The organism is Flavobacterium sp. 1355, assembly GCF_017833415.1.
GTDB lineage: Bacteria > Bacteroidota > Bacteroidia > Flavobacteriales > Flavobacteriaceae > Flavobacterium.
Map to the genome: position 1 here is coordinate 24,334 of NZ_JAFICC010000019.1, position 15,136 is coordinate 39,469.

The following is a 15,136-nucleotide window of genomic DNA, read 5'->3' on the forward strand; positions in this document are numbered from 1 at the left end:
TTTAACTGGAAAATTATCCTCTTCTCAATACTTCATCAATCATTCCGTATTCTTTAGCTTCGTCAGCTTTCATCCAGTAATCGCGCTCACTGTCTTTATGAACTCTTTCAAAAGACTGTCCTGAATGTTGAGAAATGATGTTGTATAATTCATCTTTCAGTTTCAGCATTTCACGTAAGTTGATTTCCATATCTGTAGCAACTCCCTGAGCTCCTCCAGATGGCTGGTGAATCATTACTCTTGAATGTGGCAAAGCCGAACGTTTTCCTGCTGCTCCTGCACATAATAAAACTGCTCCCATAGAAGCTGCCATTCCAGTGCAGATTGTAGCTACATCCGGTTTGATGTATTGCATGGTGTCGTAAATTCCTAAACCTGCATAAACGCTTCCTCCAGGAGAATTTAGATAAATTTGAATGTCTTTTGAGGCATCTGCACTTTCTAAAAATAATAATTGTGCCTGAACAATATTTGCGATTTGATCGTCAATACCTGTTCCTAAAAAGATAATTCTATCCATCATTAATCTTGAGAAAACATCTAGTTGCGAAACGTTCAACTGGCGTTCTTCGATAATGTATGGAGTCATGTTTGTTGGGTTCATCGCTGCTACGATTTTGTCATAGTACATTGCGTTTACTCCTTGGTGCTTTGTAGCAAATTTTTTGAATTCTTTACCGTAGTTCATATTTTAAGTGTTCTAAGTTTTACATTATTTATATATCCTTCATCAAAGGTTGTACCTATTTATAAAGGATGTCAATTTGTCTTATTTTGAAAAGTTGTTTCAGGTTTCAGGTTTATTGAAGTTCAAAAACCTGAAACAAAAAAATAAGCGTCAAAAGAAATTTTCTCTTGACGCTCAAATATACTTATTTTTTAGAAATTATTCTCCGTAAGACGCAGCGATAAATTCTTCGTAAGTTACTTCTTTAGTTGTCGGGTTTGCTTTTTCTTTAAACAAATCTAACAATTTTGCTGCTACAACCTGCTCAGAAAGTCTTTTCACTTCTTCCTGATTAGATAAAACTCTGGCAACAATTCCCTGAACTTCTTCGTCAGTTGGATTTGCTTGTCCAAATTGAGCCATTTGTTGTTTGATTGCGTTTGTTGTAAACTCTTTCAAATCTTCAAATGTAATCTGGATATTACTTTGAGCCATTGCTTTTCCTTCAATTAATTGAAAACGTAATCCTTTTTCAGATCTTGCATATTCAACTTCAGCTTCTTCTGCAGAAAGTTTTTTCTCTCCAACAGTTTGCAACCATTTTTTAAGGAATTCAGCCGGTAAATCAAATTTTGTGTTTTCGATAAGGAAATCCTGAACGTCCATCAATAATTTTTGATCTGCTTGTTGTGCAAATTGCGCTTCAGCATCTTCTTTAATTTTAGCTTTCAAATCTTCAAGAGAAGCTACTTTTCCTTCACCAAAAAGTTTATCAAACAATTCCTGGTTCAATTCTGCCAATTCTGCTCCGTTGATTGCTTCGATAGTAAAGTTTACTTCGATATCTAAACCGTGAACGTCATCATGGCTTACTTTTAGGTAATCCATTAATTGGTGATCGTCTTCGAACAAACCTTTTGTGCTTACTGTAACAACATCTCCAACTTTTTTACCGATAAATTTATCTCCGGCTTTTTTGTTGAAAGTAGATACAGAAATTGTAGTAGTATTGTTAATCCCTTTTTCTTCGTTTGTAAAAGTTCCTGTTAAATCAGAATCAGCTTCAACTTTATCCTGAGGAATTGCTTTTCCGAATTGTTTTTGAATACGTTCTACTTGTCCGTCGATTAATTTATCATCGGCAGTAACGATATATTTTACGATATTATTTTTTGCTTCAAGATCAATTTCAAAGTTAGGAACCAAACCAATTTCGTATTCGAAAGTTAGTTCTTCAGCATCCCAATCAAAATTTTCATTTACTTTAGGAAGAGGAGTTCCCAAAAGATTTAATCTTTCAGATTGAACAAAACGCTCCAAAGCCAAATCAACTACTTTTTTAACTTCTTCCTGCTTTATAGCTTTTCCGTATTGTTTTTCAACAAGGTCTTTAGGAACTTGTCCTTTTCTAAAACCTTTAACGGTAGCCAAAGGCATTTTTTCGTTTATTCTTTTTGCTACTTGACCTTTATAATCCATGTGAACAACTGTCATTACAATTGTTTCATTCACAGCGTCTATTGCTACTCTTTTAATATCCATCTTCTTCTTTAATTTACATAATAAAATTGGGTTGCAAAATTATAAAATTTTTGCAACCCAACCAAGTTTTTAACCTATTGTATTTAAAGGAGTTTTTAACTTCTCTTCTGTTTTATTTTATTTATCGTCTCTCAATATTTTGTAAGTAATAGACTGAAGAACAGATAATATCACACTAAATATTAAGGCCGTCCAGAATGAATCTACCGCAAAACCTCCCACAATATTTGTGCATAGCAAAATAATGACCGCATTAATCACTAATAAAAACAAGCCCAAAGTGATAACAGTAACCGGTAATGTCAGGATAACTAATATTGGTTTTATAAAAAGATTAAGCAATCCTAAAACGACTGCAACAATTACAGCTGTACCAAAACTTGCCACATGAACTCCCGACAAGATATTAGCAATTAACAAAACCAGTGCTGCTGTAACAAGGAGTCTAAGTATTATTTTCATTTTTATGGATTTAAAGTTTAAATTAAAAGTAATGAATTTTTCATCAAATTATTACTCTTTTAAAAATGCAGCTGTTAATTCAAAAAACATTTTCGGATTTTCGGCATGAAGCCAATGACCGGCATTTGGAATAGTTTCCAGTTTTAAATCCGGAAAATGCTGACGTATCTGATCGATATCTTCATCTGCTATATACCCTGAATTTCCTCCACGGATAAATAATGTAGGCTTCTCAAAAATCAATCCTTCTGCCAAAGGTTTTCCAATTGCATCCAGATTATTATTAAAAACTTCGAGATTAAACCTAAAGGCCAGTTGACCTGGCTCTTTCCAGTATAAGTTTTTCAGAAGAAACTGGCGAGTCCCAAAATCAGACACATATTGTGCTACAATTCCTTCTACGTCATTTCGGCTTGGTTTTACAGAAAAATCAACTGCATTTAACCCAGCCAGAATATCCTGATGGTGCTGCTTGTAAAATTTCGGGCCGATATCTGCTACAATTAATTTATCTACGATTTCCGGATGTGTTGTAGCAAAAAGCATTGCTACTTTCCCTCCCATAGAATGTCCTAAAAGGTCAATTTTTGTTAATTGATTTGCCTGACAATATTCCAACACATCTTTTACCATAGCTTCATAACTCCATTCATTAGAATGAAAACTGCGCCCATGATTTCTTAAATCTAAAATATGAACCTGAAAACCGGCTTCTACATATTGTCCTGCCAGGGTTTTCCAATTATCAGACATTCCAAGAAATCCATGCATAATGACAAATGGTTTTCCTTCGCCTTCTATTTTTGAGTATAACATTTGTTTTGGTTTTTAATATTCTACAAATGTAAAAAAACTTATTCATCTCTAAAAGAGGGCATTTCGTCGCAATGTTAATTTTAACAAAAAAAAGTTTACATTTTTATAATTTAGCATAAAGTAATTTCAAACTTAAATGTATCTTGCGTTGAAAATAAAGTAAGAAAAACTTTATAAAATAATTAAAATTTAAAATTATGATTAAAAAATTTCTTTTATTATCATTGGTTGCTTCTCAACTAATGATTTCGTGTTCGCATGACAATGATGAAACTACGCCAGAACCTCAACAAAGTATCGAAGAACAAATCGCTGCGTTATTAAAACAACCATACTCTGATTTAACTCCAGCGCAACAAAAAGTAAAGCTAGAAGCCGAATCAAATGAAATGCTGAATCAATTTGACAAAATTAAAAGTTCAAGTGCAACTGAAGCTATCGCCAATCTAAACAGATTATTAGACGTAGGTTCTGTTGATATTTTGAACGGCAAAAATGGTAATCAGGTTGAAGATATTCTAAATGTTTCAGGTGTTTATGGTATTTATACCTGGAATAACACAGCGAAAGTTTGGGCTAAAACTGCATCGACTACAGAATTAAAATTTGTTTTCCCTGCTAAAGCTTCTCAAACGGCAAATAATGCTGTTTTTTCTGCAAAAAGTGTTTCTTCTAATGTCAAGGTAAAATATACAGACACTGAAGGAACTTGGTCATACAACACCAAAACAAACAACTGGATATTAGAAGGTTATGTAAATGATTATTTCTTCCTACCAACTTCATCAGACGCAATTCTGACAATCGATAATGCACAAGCAGCTACATTCACACAAATTGCAAAATATTCTAATGGAAAACAAGTTCCAGATGAATTTGCATGTAAAATGGTGCTAAACGACGGTTACACTTGGGAGGCAAGTGGTGCAAAAGCAGCACAAAACAATGCAAAAGGATCTCTTACTTACAATGGAAAAAATCTAGTTGATTTTGTCGGTGGAAGCACTACTGAAGTTGACAAATTACTTGACAATAATGAACTTGTTCAATACAAAGGAAAAGCAAATGGTTTGATCAATTTAATGGATAATTTTATTATTGTTGCTGATATGGATTTAGCTGGAGAAGCATCTGATAAAGAAGCACTATACAAAAACAACCCTTATACTTATTACCCTGATTACCAAGACCCTAATAGCAATTTCAAAACCTTTTACAATTCTCGCAATTCTCGCAAGTTGAAAATATCACAAGGTTTAGCTGCTAATTTTAATAAAAACATGAACTTGGTCTTAGTTTCTAAAAAGGATGGAACTAAAATCGCTACTGTTGTTAAGCATTCACAAAAAGAAAGTGAGTACACTCTTAATCTGCCTGTTTGGGTAGCTAACGAATGGAGCAAGACCGGAGGTTACTGGACAACTAATGGAGAAGGCGAATTGATTAGCCAATCAGATTTTGAAGAAGTATATTACTTAAAATTCAACGATAATACAGAAGTAGAAATGAGTGTTTATTTCTCTGAGGAATTTAATACGTTTGAAGCAAAATTTGAAGACTTCATCGCGCTTTTCAATAAATAAGAATAGCTTTTAAAATCATATTAAAGCCGATTTGAAAATTTCAAATCGGCTTTAAATTTTTGGAGGTGTTTTGACAATTATAGTGCTTTGTCCATATCCTGCCCAAATACCAATTCCACCTCTTATATTAGATTTTAAACTTGTATTAGATGGATATATTGGACTCTTACTGTTTACAATTTCGTTTTGCCAGCTGTTCCAGAAATCTAAAGCATCTTTATTTTGTGTTCTTAATTTTACATGAATTAAATCACCGTCTGTAAAATACGGCGTAAATTTCGTTTTAGAGAAAAGCAAAATCCCTCTGTTTATTTGCATTGAAATTGATGGAGCTTTAAAGTTTATATCATCTAAATTCCCATAAAATGCAGGCGTAAAACCAGATTCTTCTTTATCGACTTTTGTAGTGATTTGATAATAATTTTTCTCATTTACTGGATCATCAAATTTTATAAAAACATAACCCACAGTATCGGCAGCAGTCTTTTTTATATATTCAGCACTTTTTAACTGAACAGATTTAGGAATGGATGTGACTGCCTCAACGACTCTGTTTAAATATTCTATTTTTAAAAAATATTCTTTTCCTGCTACGCCTTTTAAAGTTGTGCCGAAATAAACAAATGGCGGTATTCGGCTTTTATCATTTTTTACTCTCAAAACCTCAGAATTCAAGCCATCTGAAATGGTGATTTTTGCAGATCTTATTACATGATTTAAAACATTAGTAGAATCAATTGCATCAGCAACCGGAATGCTGCTTGATAACAAAACCTGAGCATAATCGCCTTCTTCAATCCAACCTTCTACAACAATTTTAGATTCATTGCTCTGTTCGCTAAAATCATCTTTAGAACAACTTATAGCAATTAAGACAAAAAGGAAGATGTATTTCTTCATGATATTAAAATTTAAATTTCCAGCTTATAGAGGGCAATATCCGGTACAAGACTTTTTTCTCCTGTTTTATAAGTACATTATTTCTATCTTCATTGACCTGAACATTTAAAAATGCATAAATGGGATTACCAATATTAAAAGTATTGTAGATCGAAAAATTCAAAGAGCTTTCTTTTTTATTTGTTTTAAGAAAAAAGTAATTAACCGACAAATCTGTTCTAATATAATTTGGCATTTGTGCATTATTATATCCTGAATATTCTTTAACAGGGTTGTTATTAATGAAATACCATGAAGTTGGCATCGTAAAACGATTTCCTGAACTCAATACCTGAGTTACTCCAAAGTTCCACTTTTGATTCAAATCGTACATCCCGACTATAGAAAAATTATGTCTTCTATCGTATTTAGCAAAATAAGTTTTTCCGTTATTAAGTTCGTCAAAATCACGATCAGACCAACTTAGTGTGTAGCTTAACCAGCCCATAAACTTTCCATTATTCTTGCGTAACATCATCTCCAAACCATATGCTTTTCCTTTCCCGACTAGTAAATCATTTTTTAATGTTGTAGTTTCATTAAACTGGGTTATTCCATAAGGATATTCGAGTAAATCTTTCATTAATCGGTAAAACCCTCCAAAAGAACCAGAAACATTTTTAGAAATATTTTGATTTGAACCTATTGAAAACTCATCAGAAGATTGTGGTTTTATTCCGTTTGAACTGGCTATCCAAAAATCTGTTGGAATCCCAACACTTGAAGTCGTAATCAAGCTCAGATATTGGTATTGTTTGTTATAAGAAACATAAAATGAATACCGCTCACCTGGATAATAATTTAATAAAACCCTTGGTTGAAAATGCAAATAAGAATCATTGGCTCCAGAACTATAATAATTAATTCGAAGTCCAAATTCTGCTGCTAGATTTTCAGATAATCTTGGCTTTGCGGTCGTAAAAACTGCAGTTTCATTAGCATTAATCAAACTATTTTGAGAAGTGTCCGTATCAGTTGTTAAGTTTTCGATATTTACTTTTTGAGGCTGTAATTGATGATATGTATATTGTAAACCTGACTCGAAAGGAATGTTTTTAACGCAATAACGAACACTGTTCGTAAAACCAAAATCTTTCACGTAAGACGAAACACCAAATTTAATTGTAGCTTGTTCCATACTTAAATTATTGGAATATTGGCTAAAATAAAACGAATTTGACATCGTTAATTTAGAAGAAATTGTTGTGATTAAAGATGGGGATACGGTAAAATTACCCCACTTTAATCTCGCTTTTAACGCAAGATTCGAATCGTTAATTTGAAGTTCATCTCCGCTCATAAAAGCATCTATTGAAAAAATATTGCTTTTTGAAATTTGTGATACCAATGTAAAATTACCATCTGAAAAACCATATTTCATATCCTGAACATCATTACTTTTTGGCTTTGGCTTCAATAATGGTGCGATAATTTCATCAATATAGGTTTTTCTTCCTGAAATATAAATTCCGGTTTTATTAGTTAAAGGAATTGAAAAATTCAATTGCGAAGCTAAAATCCCAACATTTCCCTGAACTGCAAACCCGGAAGGGATTTTTTTATTTGGAATCAGAAGTGTTGTGGAGCTTAATCGTCCACCATATTTTGCATTAGAACTAGACTTATCAAATTCTACTTCTTTAATATGATCTGCATTATAAAAAGGGAAAATACCTAGCAAATGTGACATTCCATAAACAGGCGTTTCGTTGTATAAAATTGCATTATGGCCCGGATCACCTCCTCTTACATATAAATAGCCGTTGCCATCTCCCGAATTCTGCACTCCTGGTGTTAACTGCAAAAGCTTTATAATATCAGTAGTTCCTGAAACGGTTGGTACAGACGATAATTCTTTTAGATTAAAGGTCAATTTACCTCCTGCAAGATTTGATATCGCACTTTTTTTAGTATTAGAAATAATAACTTCATCTAAAATAGAGGTGTCTTTTTCTAAAACTATCGATATTAAAGTATCACTTTTAAGCGTAAAATTGATTTTTTTCTCCAAATATCCTAATTGGTGAATACTAATACTAATTGCTCCAGAATCAATTTTTTTGAAAAAATTACCGAGGGAATCAGATACCGTATAAAAATTTTGATCATGGAATTGAATAAAAATATCTGAACCAATCAGATTCTCACATTCAGCAGATTTTATGTTTCCGTAAATTATGGCTTTTGTTTGCGCAAATCCATTTGAAAAGCAGAGTAAAAAGAAAAAAATTATTGATTTTAGCACCTTAATATTAATAAAAGTGCGAAAATACACAATTGCAATACAATTATGTAGGTTTATAGCTATTAATTTACTTCAACTTATTCAAATACATATTCACTACATTATCCAAACCAAGATACAGCGCTTCTGCAATCAAGGCATGACCAATGGAAACCTCTAATAATCCAGGAATATTTTGTTTGAAAAACTGAATATTATCTAAACTTAAATCGTGACCGGCATTAATTCCCAAACCTAATTGGTTTGCCAATTCTGCTGCTTTTACATAAGGATCTATTCCGTTTTTATTTCCTAAAGTATATTCATGAGCAAAAGCTTCTGTGTATAATTCTATTCTGTCAGTTCCTGTTTTTTTTGCTGCTTCTATCATTTCCAGAACCGGATCTACAAAAATAGAAGTTCTGATTCCGTTTCTCTGAAATTCCTGAATAACTTCGTTAAGATACGATTGATTTTTTATTGTATCCCAACCGGCAGAAGAAGTAATGGCTCCTATTGCATCAGGTACCAACGTTACCTGATCAGGCTTACATTCTAAAACCAAATCAATAAAATTATGCTGCGGATTTCCTTCAATATTATATTCAGTATGCACAATGGCTTTTAAATCCCGTGCATCCTGATAACGAATATGGCGCTCATCCGGACGGGGGTGAATGGTAATCCCCTGCCCTCCGAAATTCTGAATATCTGCTGCTACTTTTAGTAAATCAGGAACATTTCCGCCACGCGCATTTCTCAGGGTTGCAATTTTATTGATATTTACACTTAACTTTGTCATATAAATAGATAATTAATTCTGGTAACATTATATTTGTTACGACAAAAATACAAAGTAAAACGTAGCAGTTTTTGCTATTTTTTGATTATTTTGCAACAAATATCTACAATTGATTTATGACAGAAATTACCAACTATATCACAAACGATTTTAGAGCAATCGACAGCCAGGAAACGATAGCGTCGGTTCAGGACTTTTTTGCCGACTTAAATTTTTCTCATTTTCCTATTTTGGAAAATGGCATTTACATTGGAAGTATTGCTGCTGATGACGTTGAAACTTTTGACATGGACAAAAAAGCCATTGATTATAAATATACATTAGAACGTTTTTTTACCAGAAAGTCGATGATATGGCTGGATGTTTTAGAGCTTTTTGCTAAAAATCACACCAATATAATCCCTGTTCTTGATGAAAATAATATCTATATAGGATATTATGAAATGGAAGACATTATGAAATTCTTCAAGGAAACTACATTTTTAAAAGAACAAGGCGGAATAATTATCGTTCAAAAAGGAATTACAGATTATTCTATGAGTCAGATTACTCAGATTGTAGAAAGTAATAACGGAAAAATTCTAGGCTGTTTTATTTCTGAAGCTGATCTTGAAAATGTTCAGGTGACAATAAAAATTGGATTGGGAGCGATGAACGAAATCATACAGACTTTCAGAAGATATAATTACGAAATCATATCTGAACACCAGGAAGACACTTATATAAACAGCTTAAAGGAACGTTCTGATTATTTAGACAAATACCTGAATATATAAAAATTAGAGAATTAGATAATGAGTCAATTAGATAATTTCTAAGAAAACTGCACTATCATGATCTAATTACCACATTATCTAATGATACAATCTAATTAAAAGGAATGAAAGTAGCTATTTACGGGCAATATTATCAAAATAGTACCGAACCAATTATCAAGGATATTTTTTTGTTTTTCAAATCAAATAATGTCGAAATGGTTATTGAAGAAAACTTTCTTAAAATGCTTTATGAAAAAGAACTTATTAAAAAAGAGTACAATACTTTTTCACCAAGCACTTCATTAGATGATAGTTTTGAAATGTTAATTAGTATTGGCGGTGATGGTACCCTTTTAAGAGCGGCTACGCTTGTTCGTGATTCGGGCGTTCCAATTTTAGGAATTAATGCAGGAAGACTTGGTTTTTTAGCGACAGTTCAAAAAGAAAATATTGGCAGTTTTTTACAGTTTGTGATTGAAAAAAATTATACTACTTCTGAGAGAACTTTACTAAGCTTAACTTGTGAGCCGGAAATTGAAAGTATTGCAAAATTAAATTTTGCCATGAATGAAGTAACAGTAAGCCGAAAAGATACTACCTCGATGATTACTGTTGAAACCTATCTGAACAATGAATATCTTAATTCTTACTGGGCAGACGGATTAATTATATCTACACCAACAGGATCTACAGGATATTCTTTGAGTTGTGGCGGACCATTATTGACTCCGGATGTAAAAAGTTTAGTAATTACTCCCATTGCGCCTCATAACTTAACAGCCAGACCTCTCGTTATTCCTGACGATACAGAAATAAAACTTCGTGTTTCGGGAAGAGAAGATCAATATTTGGTTTCATTAGATTCCAGGATTTCTTCTGTAAAAAACGAGTCAGTTTTAACAATAAAAAAAACAGATTTCAAAATAAAGATGGTTGAGATTCCAGGCGAAACTTTCTTAAAAACGCTAAGAAATAAATTACTTTGGGGAGAAGACAAGAGAAATTAATCTCTTTTCTGATTCTATACTATACGATTATAGTACTTTTTACCGTTTTGCATGTATCGAATCATTAGTAAATGTCTCAATATCATATTGTAAATTGAAAAAAAAGCACATTTAACTAAACAAACGCTGATTCGTATCGAGAATTATTATATTTGCACGCAATTTTGAATTAAATGAAAAAATTTTTTAATTTATTGTTATGTTTTTTCCCCTTCATTACACTAAACGCTCAAATCAATGAGATTGGTGTGTTTTTGGGTGGAAGCAACTTTGTAGGTGACGTTGGAAGCACAACTTATATTGCACCGGAAAAACCAGCCTTTGGTATTTTGTACAAATGGAACAGAAGTCCACGCCACTCCTACCGCTTCTCTTTTACACAATCTAACATTGTCGGAAATGATTTGGATACTAAGGAAACAGGAAGAAGCAAAAGAGGCTATAAGTTTAAAAATAATCTAAAAGAACTATCTGCGGGTTTAGAGTTTAACTTTTTTGATTTCAATCTTCATGATTATCATCCAAAAATTACACCTTATATATATTCAGGTCTAAGTTATTTCAACTATGATGAATTATATATATCCGGAGGAGAAACAAGAAAAGATAAGAATTCAAGTTCATTTGCTATACCTATTATATTAGGTATAAAATCGAATGTAACACCTCGTCTAATTTTAGCGGCCGAAGTTGGAGCCCGCTATACTTTTACTGACGATATTGATGGAAGCAATCCCAGCAATGGAAATTTTGCCCCATTACGCTTTGGAAATTTAAACAACAATGATTGGTATGTTTTCTCTGGTCTTACTTTAACGTATACTTTTGGAAAAAAACCTTGCTATTGTGCAGAATAATAAAATGAATTTACTAGACTCAATAGATCAAACCAATTTACCCAAACACCTGGCCATTATTATGGACGGGAATGGCCGTTGGGCCAAACAACAAGGCTTTTTAAGGGCTTTTGGTCATGAAAACGGAACAAAATCTGTAAAACAAGCTATTACAACTTGTGCTCGACTTGGAATTGAGTATTTAACTCTATATGCCTTTTCTACAGAAAACTGGAACCGCCCAAAATTAGAAGTAGAAACTTTAATGAAAATATTAATTAATTCATTAAAAAAAGAGCTTGTAACCTTACAGGAAAATAACATCAGACTTAATGCTATTGGAAATCTTGAAAAATTACCAAAAACAGCGCAAAAAGAACTTTTGGATGTTATAGAAAAAACAAAAACCAACACTCGTTTAACCTTAACTCTGGCATTAAGTTACGGATCACGTGAAGAATTAGTAAATGCCGTGAGAATCATCAGTGATAAAGTTAAAAATAATATAATTTCATTAGACACTATTGACGATTCAATTATAAATGAGCATCTTTACACGCAAAATTTACCTGATGTAGATTTATTAATACGAACAAGTGGAGAACATAGAATAAGTAACTTTTTGTTGTGGCAGATTGCCTATGCAGAATTATATTTTACTAATGTCTTGTGGCCAGACTTTAAAGACCAGGATTTATATGAGGCTATTATTAGTTATCAAAAAAGAGAACGTAGATTTGGAAAAACCAGTGAACAAATTAAATAATTTTTTAGTGTTACAAAAAAGAATACAAATAGTCTTTACCCTACTTCTTTTGGGTAGTTTTTCACAAATAAAAGCACAGGAAAGAGTTCCTTTTGATCAAGGAAAAAAATATATTCTTGCTAAAGTTTCTGTTGTTGGTAAAATAAGCTTCAATGAACAAACGGTAGTTACATTCTCTGGTCTTCAAAAAGGACAGGAAATAACGGTTCCGGGAGAAGAAATCAGTGGTGCTATTAAAAAATTAGGCAAACTTGGTCTTTTTGACGAAATTGCTTTCTATGTAAATAAAATTGATAACGATAGTATTTATTTAGACTTAAACATTGTTGAACTTCCTAAACTAAACGAAGTTAAATTTGTTGGTGTCAAAAAGAGTAAAGTAGAAGGATTAATCAAGGATAACAATTTGACTAAAAACAAAATTGTAAATGAAAACCTTATTACTACCACTAAGAATTATATTGAAAATAAATATAAAAAAGATGGTTTTTATAACACCAAAGTTACCATTACAAACACGCCTGACTCCACTGCCGGAAACCAGGTAAATATGCTTGTAAGGGTTGATAAGGGTGATAAAGTAAAAATTAGCAGTATAGACTTTATAGGAAATACGCAGCTTAGTGATACTAAGCTTAGAGCCGCAATGAAAGACACGAAACAAAAAAATTTATTACGTGTTTTTAAGGCTTCAAAGTTTATTCCTGAAAAGTATAAAACCGACTTAGAGAAAGTAATTGCGACCTATAAAGAAAAAGGATATCGTGATGCTCGTATTATCTATGACTCCGTTACTTACGACAAGAAAAAAAATATGCTTGCCATCAAAATTAATTTGGAGGAAGGAAACAAATACTACTTCGGAAATATTAAGTTCTTAGGAAATACTGTTTATTCTGATCAATTATTAAACCGCTATTTAGGAATCAAAAAAGGAGAAACTTACAACGGGGTTTTACTTGAAAAAAGAATTGCAGACAAGACAAAACCAGATGCGGAAGATATTACAAACTTATACCAAAATAATGGTTATTTGTTTTCAAATATAAATGCTGTAGAGGTAAAAACGGTTAATGATACAATCGATTTTGAGATTAGGGTTACAGAAGGTCCTATTGCTTATTTTAATAAAATTTCAGTTGTTGGTAATGACAAAACAAATGACCGTGTTATTTATCGTGAATTAAGAACCAAACCAGGTGAGAAATACAGTAAAGAACAATTAGTAAGAACTATACGTGAGATTGGACAGTTAGGATTTTTTGATCCTGAAGCAATTGACCCTAAATTTAAAAACGTTGATGCTGCGGCAGGAACTGTTGATATTGAGTACAATGTTGTTGAAAAAGGATCTAGCCAGGTAGAACTTCAGGGAGGTTATGGCGGAGGCGGATTTATTGGAACTCTGGGATTATCTTTTAACAATTTCTCAGCCAGAAATATATTCAACAAAGATTCTTATAAGCCATTGCCAATGGGAGATGGACAAAAAGTTTCGCTGCGTTTACAAGGAAGTACTTATTTCCAAACGTATAGTGTATCGTTTTCAGAACCTTGGTTTGGAGGAAAAAAACCTGTACAATTCAGTTCTTCTATTTCGTACAGTAAACAGTTCTTAAACAATTATATAACAAGAGATGTTGATAAAAGCAAAAGTTTTAATATTTTTACAGTACAAGTTGGTTTAGCAAAAAGACTAACTGTGCCCGATGATTATTTTGTTCTTTCACAATCCGTAAGTTACCAACATTATGATTTAAATAATTATAACACAGGTTTGTTTACCTTTGGTAACGGAGCTTCAAGAAACTTAGCATATACTATAGGGATTTCAAGAAGTAATAAAGGGGTAAATCCAATTTTCCCTACATACGGATCGGAATTTAGTATTTCTGCAAAAGTTACGCCTCCATATTCATTGCTTAATGGTGTTGATTATGGTGATTTACAAAATCAAAAAGAGTATAAATTACAATATACAGGTAATAACACATCTGGAGCTGATGGACAGCCACTAAACAACGGTGATTATATTAAGGCAGTTGGAGCAAATTCATCTGGTCAAACTTTATATAATAGTGTAGGCTCTGATTATTCAAGTGCAGATACAGATCAGGGTAAAGTTGATCAGAAAAAATACAATTGGTTAGAATATTATAAAGTAAAATTTAAAGCTGACTGGTATACAAAAGTTTACGGAAAACTAGTTTTAAGAACGTTAACAGAATTTGGTTTCTTAGGAGCTTATGATCAGGCACGTGGTGTTGTACCATTTGAGCGTTTTTATTTAGGAGGAGACGGAATGGCCAACTACTCAATGGATGGTAGAGAAACTATCCAGTTAAGAGGTTATCCAAACAATTCATTAACACCGGTAAATTCTAATGGGGAGCAAATTGGAGCAACGATTTATAACAAATTCTCTATGGAATTACGTTACCCAATTACATTAAAAGCATCAGCATCTATTTATGCCTTAACGTTTTTGGAAGCAGGTTCATCATATCCGACATTCAAAGAATACAACCCGTTTGATTTGAGTCGTTCTGCTGGTGTTGGTTTACGTGTATTTATGCCTGCCTTCGGATTATTAGGTATTGATTTTGGTTATGGATTTGATGCGTTACCAGGATCTGTTACTAATAAAGCAAATGGTTGGGAAACTCACTTCATTATTGGACAACAATTTTAGAGAAATTACGTTTGGTTAAAAATCATCAAATAAAGTTATGTT

General features: G+C 32.5%; 13 protein-coding genes. 6 read left to right on the forward strand and 7 right to left on the reverse strand.

Going from position 1 to position 15,136, the window contains the following annotated elements; all coding sequences use genetic code 11:
* Positions 1-13: 13 nt before the first annotated feature.
* The 4 genes from clpP to JOD96_RS20420 form a co-directional block, all read right to left on the reverse strand.
* A complete protein-coding gene (gene clpP, locus JOD96_RS20405; RefSeq protein WP_065452078.1) occupies positions 14-688 on the reverse strand; it encodes an ATP-dependent Clp endopeptidase proteolytic subunit ClpP in 675 nt (224 codons plus the stop codon).
* A 198-nt stretch (positions 689-886) separates the two neighbouring features.
* A complete protein-coding gene (locus JOD96_RS20410; RefSeq protein ID WP_209566070.1) occupies positions 887-2,209 on the reverse strand; it encodes a trigger factor in 1,323 nt (440 codons plus the stop codon).
* 117 nt (positions 2,210-2,326) lie between these two features.
* The gene (locus JOD96_RS20415) at positions 2,327-2,671 is read right to left on the reverse strand and encodes a phage holin family protein (protein ID WP_209566071.1); all 345 of its coding nucleotides are present in this window, start codon (positions 2,669-2,671) and stop codon (positions 2,327-2,329) included.
* Positions 2,672-2,722: 51 nt separating this feature from the next.
* Entirely contained in the window at positions 2,723-3,487 is a 765-nt protein-coding gene (locus tag JOD96_RS20420) for an alpha/beta fold hydrolase (RefSeq protein WP_209566072.1), read from the reverse strand.
* 197 nt (positions 3,488-3,684) lie between these two features.
* Here JOD96_RS20420 and JOD96_RS20425 point away from each other — a divergent pair, with 197 nt between their 5' ends.
* Positions 3,685-5,070, forward strand: coding sequence for a hypothetical protein (locus JOD96_RS20425; protein ID WP_209566073.1), 1,386 nt, complete (start codon positions 3,685-3,687; stop codon positions 5,068-5,070).
* Positions 5,071-5,121: 51 nt separating this feature from the next.
* Here JOD96_RS20425 and JOD96_RS20430 read toward each other — a convergent pair whose 3' ends face one another.
* The 3 genes from JOD96_RS20430 to JOD96_RS20440 all read right to left on the reverse strand — a co-directional run bounded on the left by JOD96_RS20430 (position 5,122) and on the right by JOD96_RS20440 (position 9,035).
* On the reverse strand, positions 5,122-5,970 hold the full coding sequence (locus JOD96_RS20430; protein ID WP_209566074.1) for a DUF4249 domain-containing protein: 849 nt from the start codon (positions 5,968-5,970) through the stop codon (positions 5,122-5,124).
* A 4-nt stretch (positions 5,971-5,974) separates the two neighbouring features.
* On the reverse strand, positions 5,975-8,020 hold the full coding sequence (locus JOD96_RS20435) for a TonB-dependent receptor plug domain-containing protein (RefSeq protein ID WP_245188464.1): 2,046 nt from the start codon (positions 8,018-8,020) through the stop codon (positions 5,975-5,977).
* 301 nt (positions 8,021-8,321) lie between these two features.
* On the reverse strand, positions 8,322-9,035 hold the full coding sequence (locus tag JOD96_RS20440; protein ID WP_209566076.1) for a pyridoxine 5'-phosphate synthase: 714 nt from the start codon (positions 9,033-9,035) through the stop codon (positions 8,322-8,324).
* 116 nt (positions 9,036-9,151) lie between these two features.
* Here JOD96_RS20440 and JOD96_RS20445 point away from each other — a divergent pair, with 116 nt between their 5' ends.
* The 5 genes from JOD96_RS20445 (at position 9,152) to JOD96_RS20465 (ending at position 15,094) form a co-directional block, all read left to right on the forward strand.
* Positions 9,152-9,811 carry a CBS domain-containing protein gene (locus JOD96_RS20445; protein ID WP_209566078.1) on the forward strand — a complete coding sequence of 220 codons (660 nt, stop codon included), beginning with the start codon at positions 9,152-9,154 and terminating at the stop codon, positions 9,809-9,811.
* A gap of 104 nt (positions 9,812-9,915) precedes the next feature.
* Positions 9,916-10,800, forward strand: coding sequence for an NAD kinase (locus tag JOD96_RS20450; protein ID WP_209566079.1), 885 nt, complete (start codon positions 9,916-9,918; stop codon positions 10,798-10,800).
* A 173-nt stretch (positions 10,801-10,973) separates the two neighbouring features.
* A complete protein-coding gene (locus JOD96_RS20455; protein WP_209566081.1) occupies positions 10,974-11,657 on the forward strand; it encodes a DUF6089 family protein in 684 nt (227 codons plus the stop codon).
* A 4-nt stretch (positions 11,658-11,661) separates the two neighbouring features.
* The gene (locus JOD96_RS20460) at positions 11,662-12,402 is read left to right on the forward strand and encodes an isoprenyl transferase (RefSeq protein WP_209566146.1); all 741 of its coding nucleotides are present in this window, start codon (positions 11,662-11,664) and stop codon (positions 12,400-12,402) included.
* Positions 12,335-15,094: an outer membrane protein assembly factor gene (locus JOD96_RS20465; protein ID WP_209566083.1), complete on the forward strand. Its 2,760-nt coding sequence runs from the start codon at positions 12,335-12,337 to the stop codon at positions 15,092-15,094. Before JOD96_RS20460 ends, JOD96_RS20465 begins: the two co-directional genes overlap by 68 nt.
* Positions 15,095-15,136 lie beyond the last annotated feature (42 nt).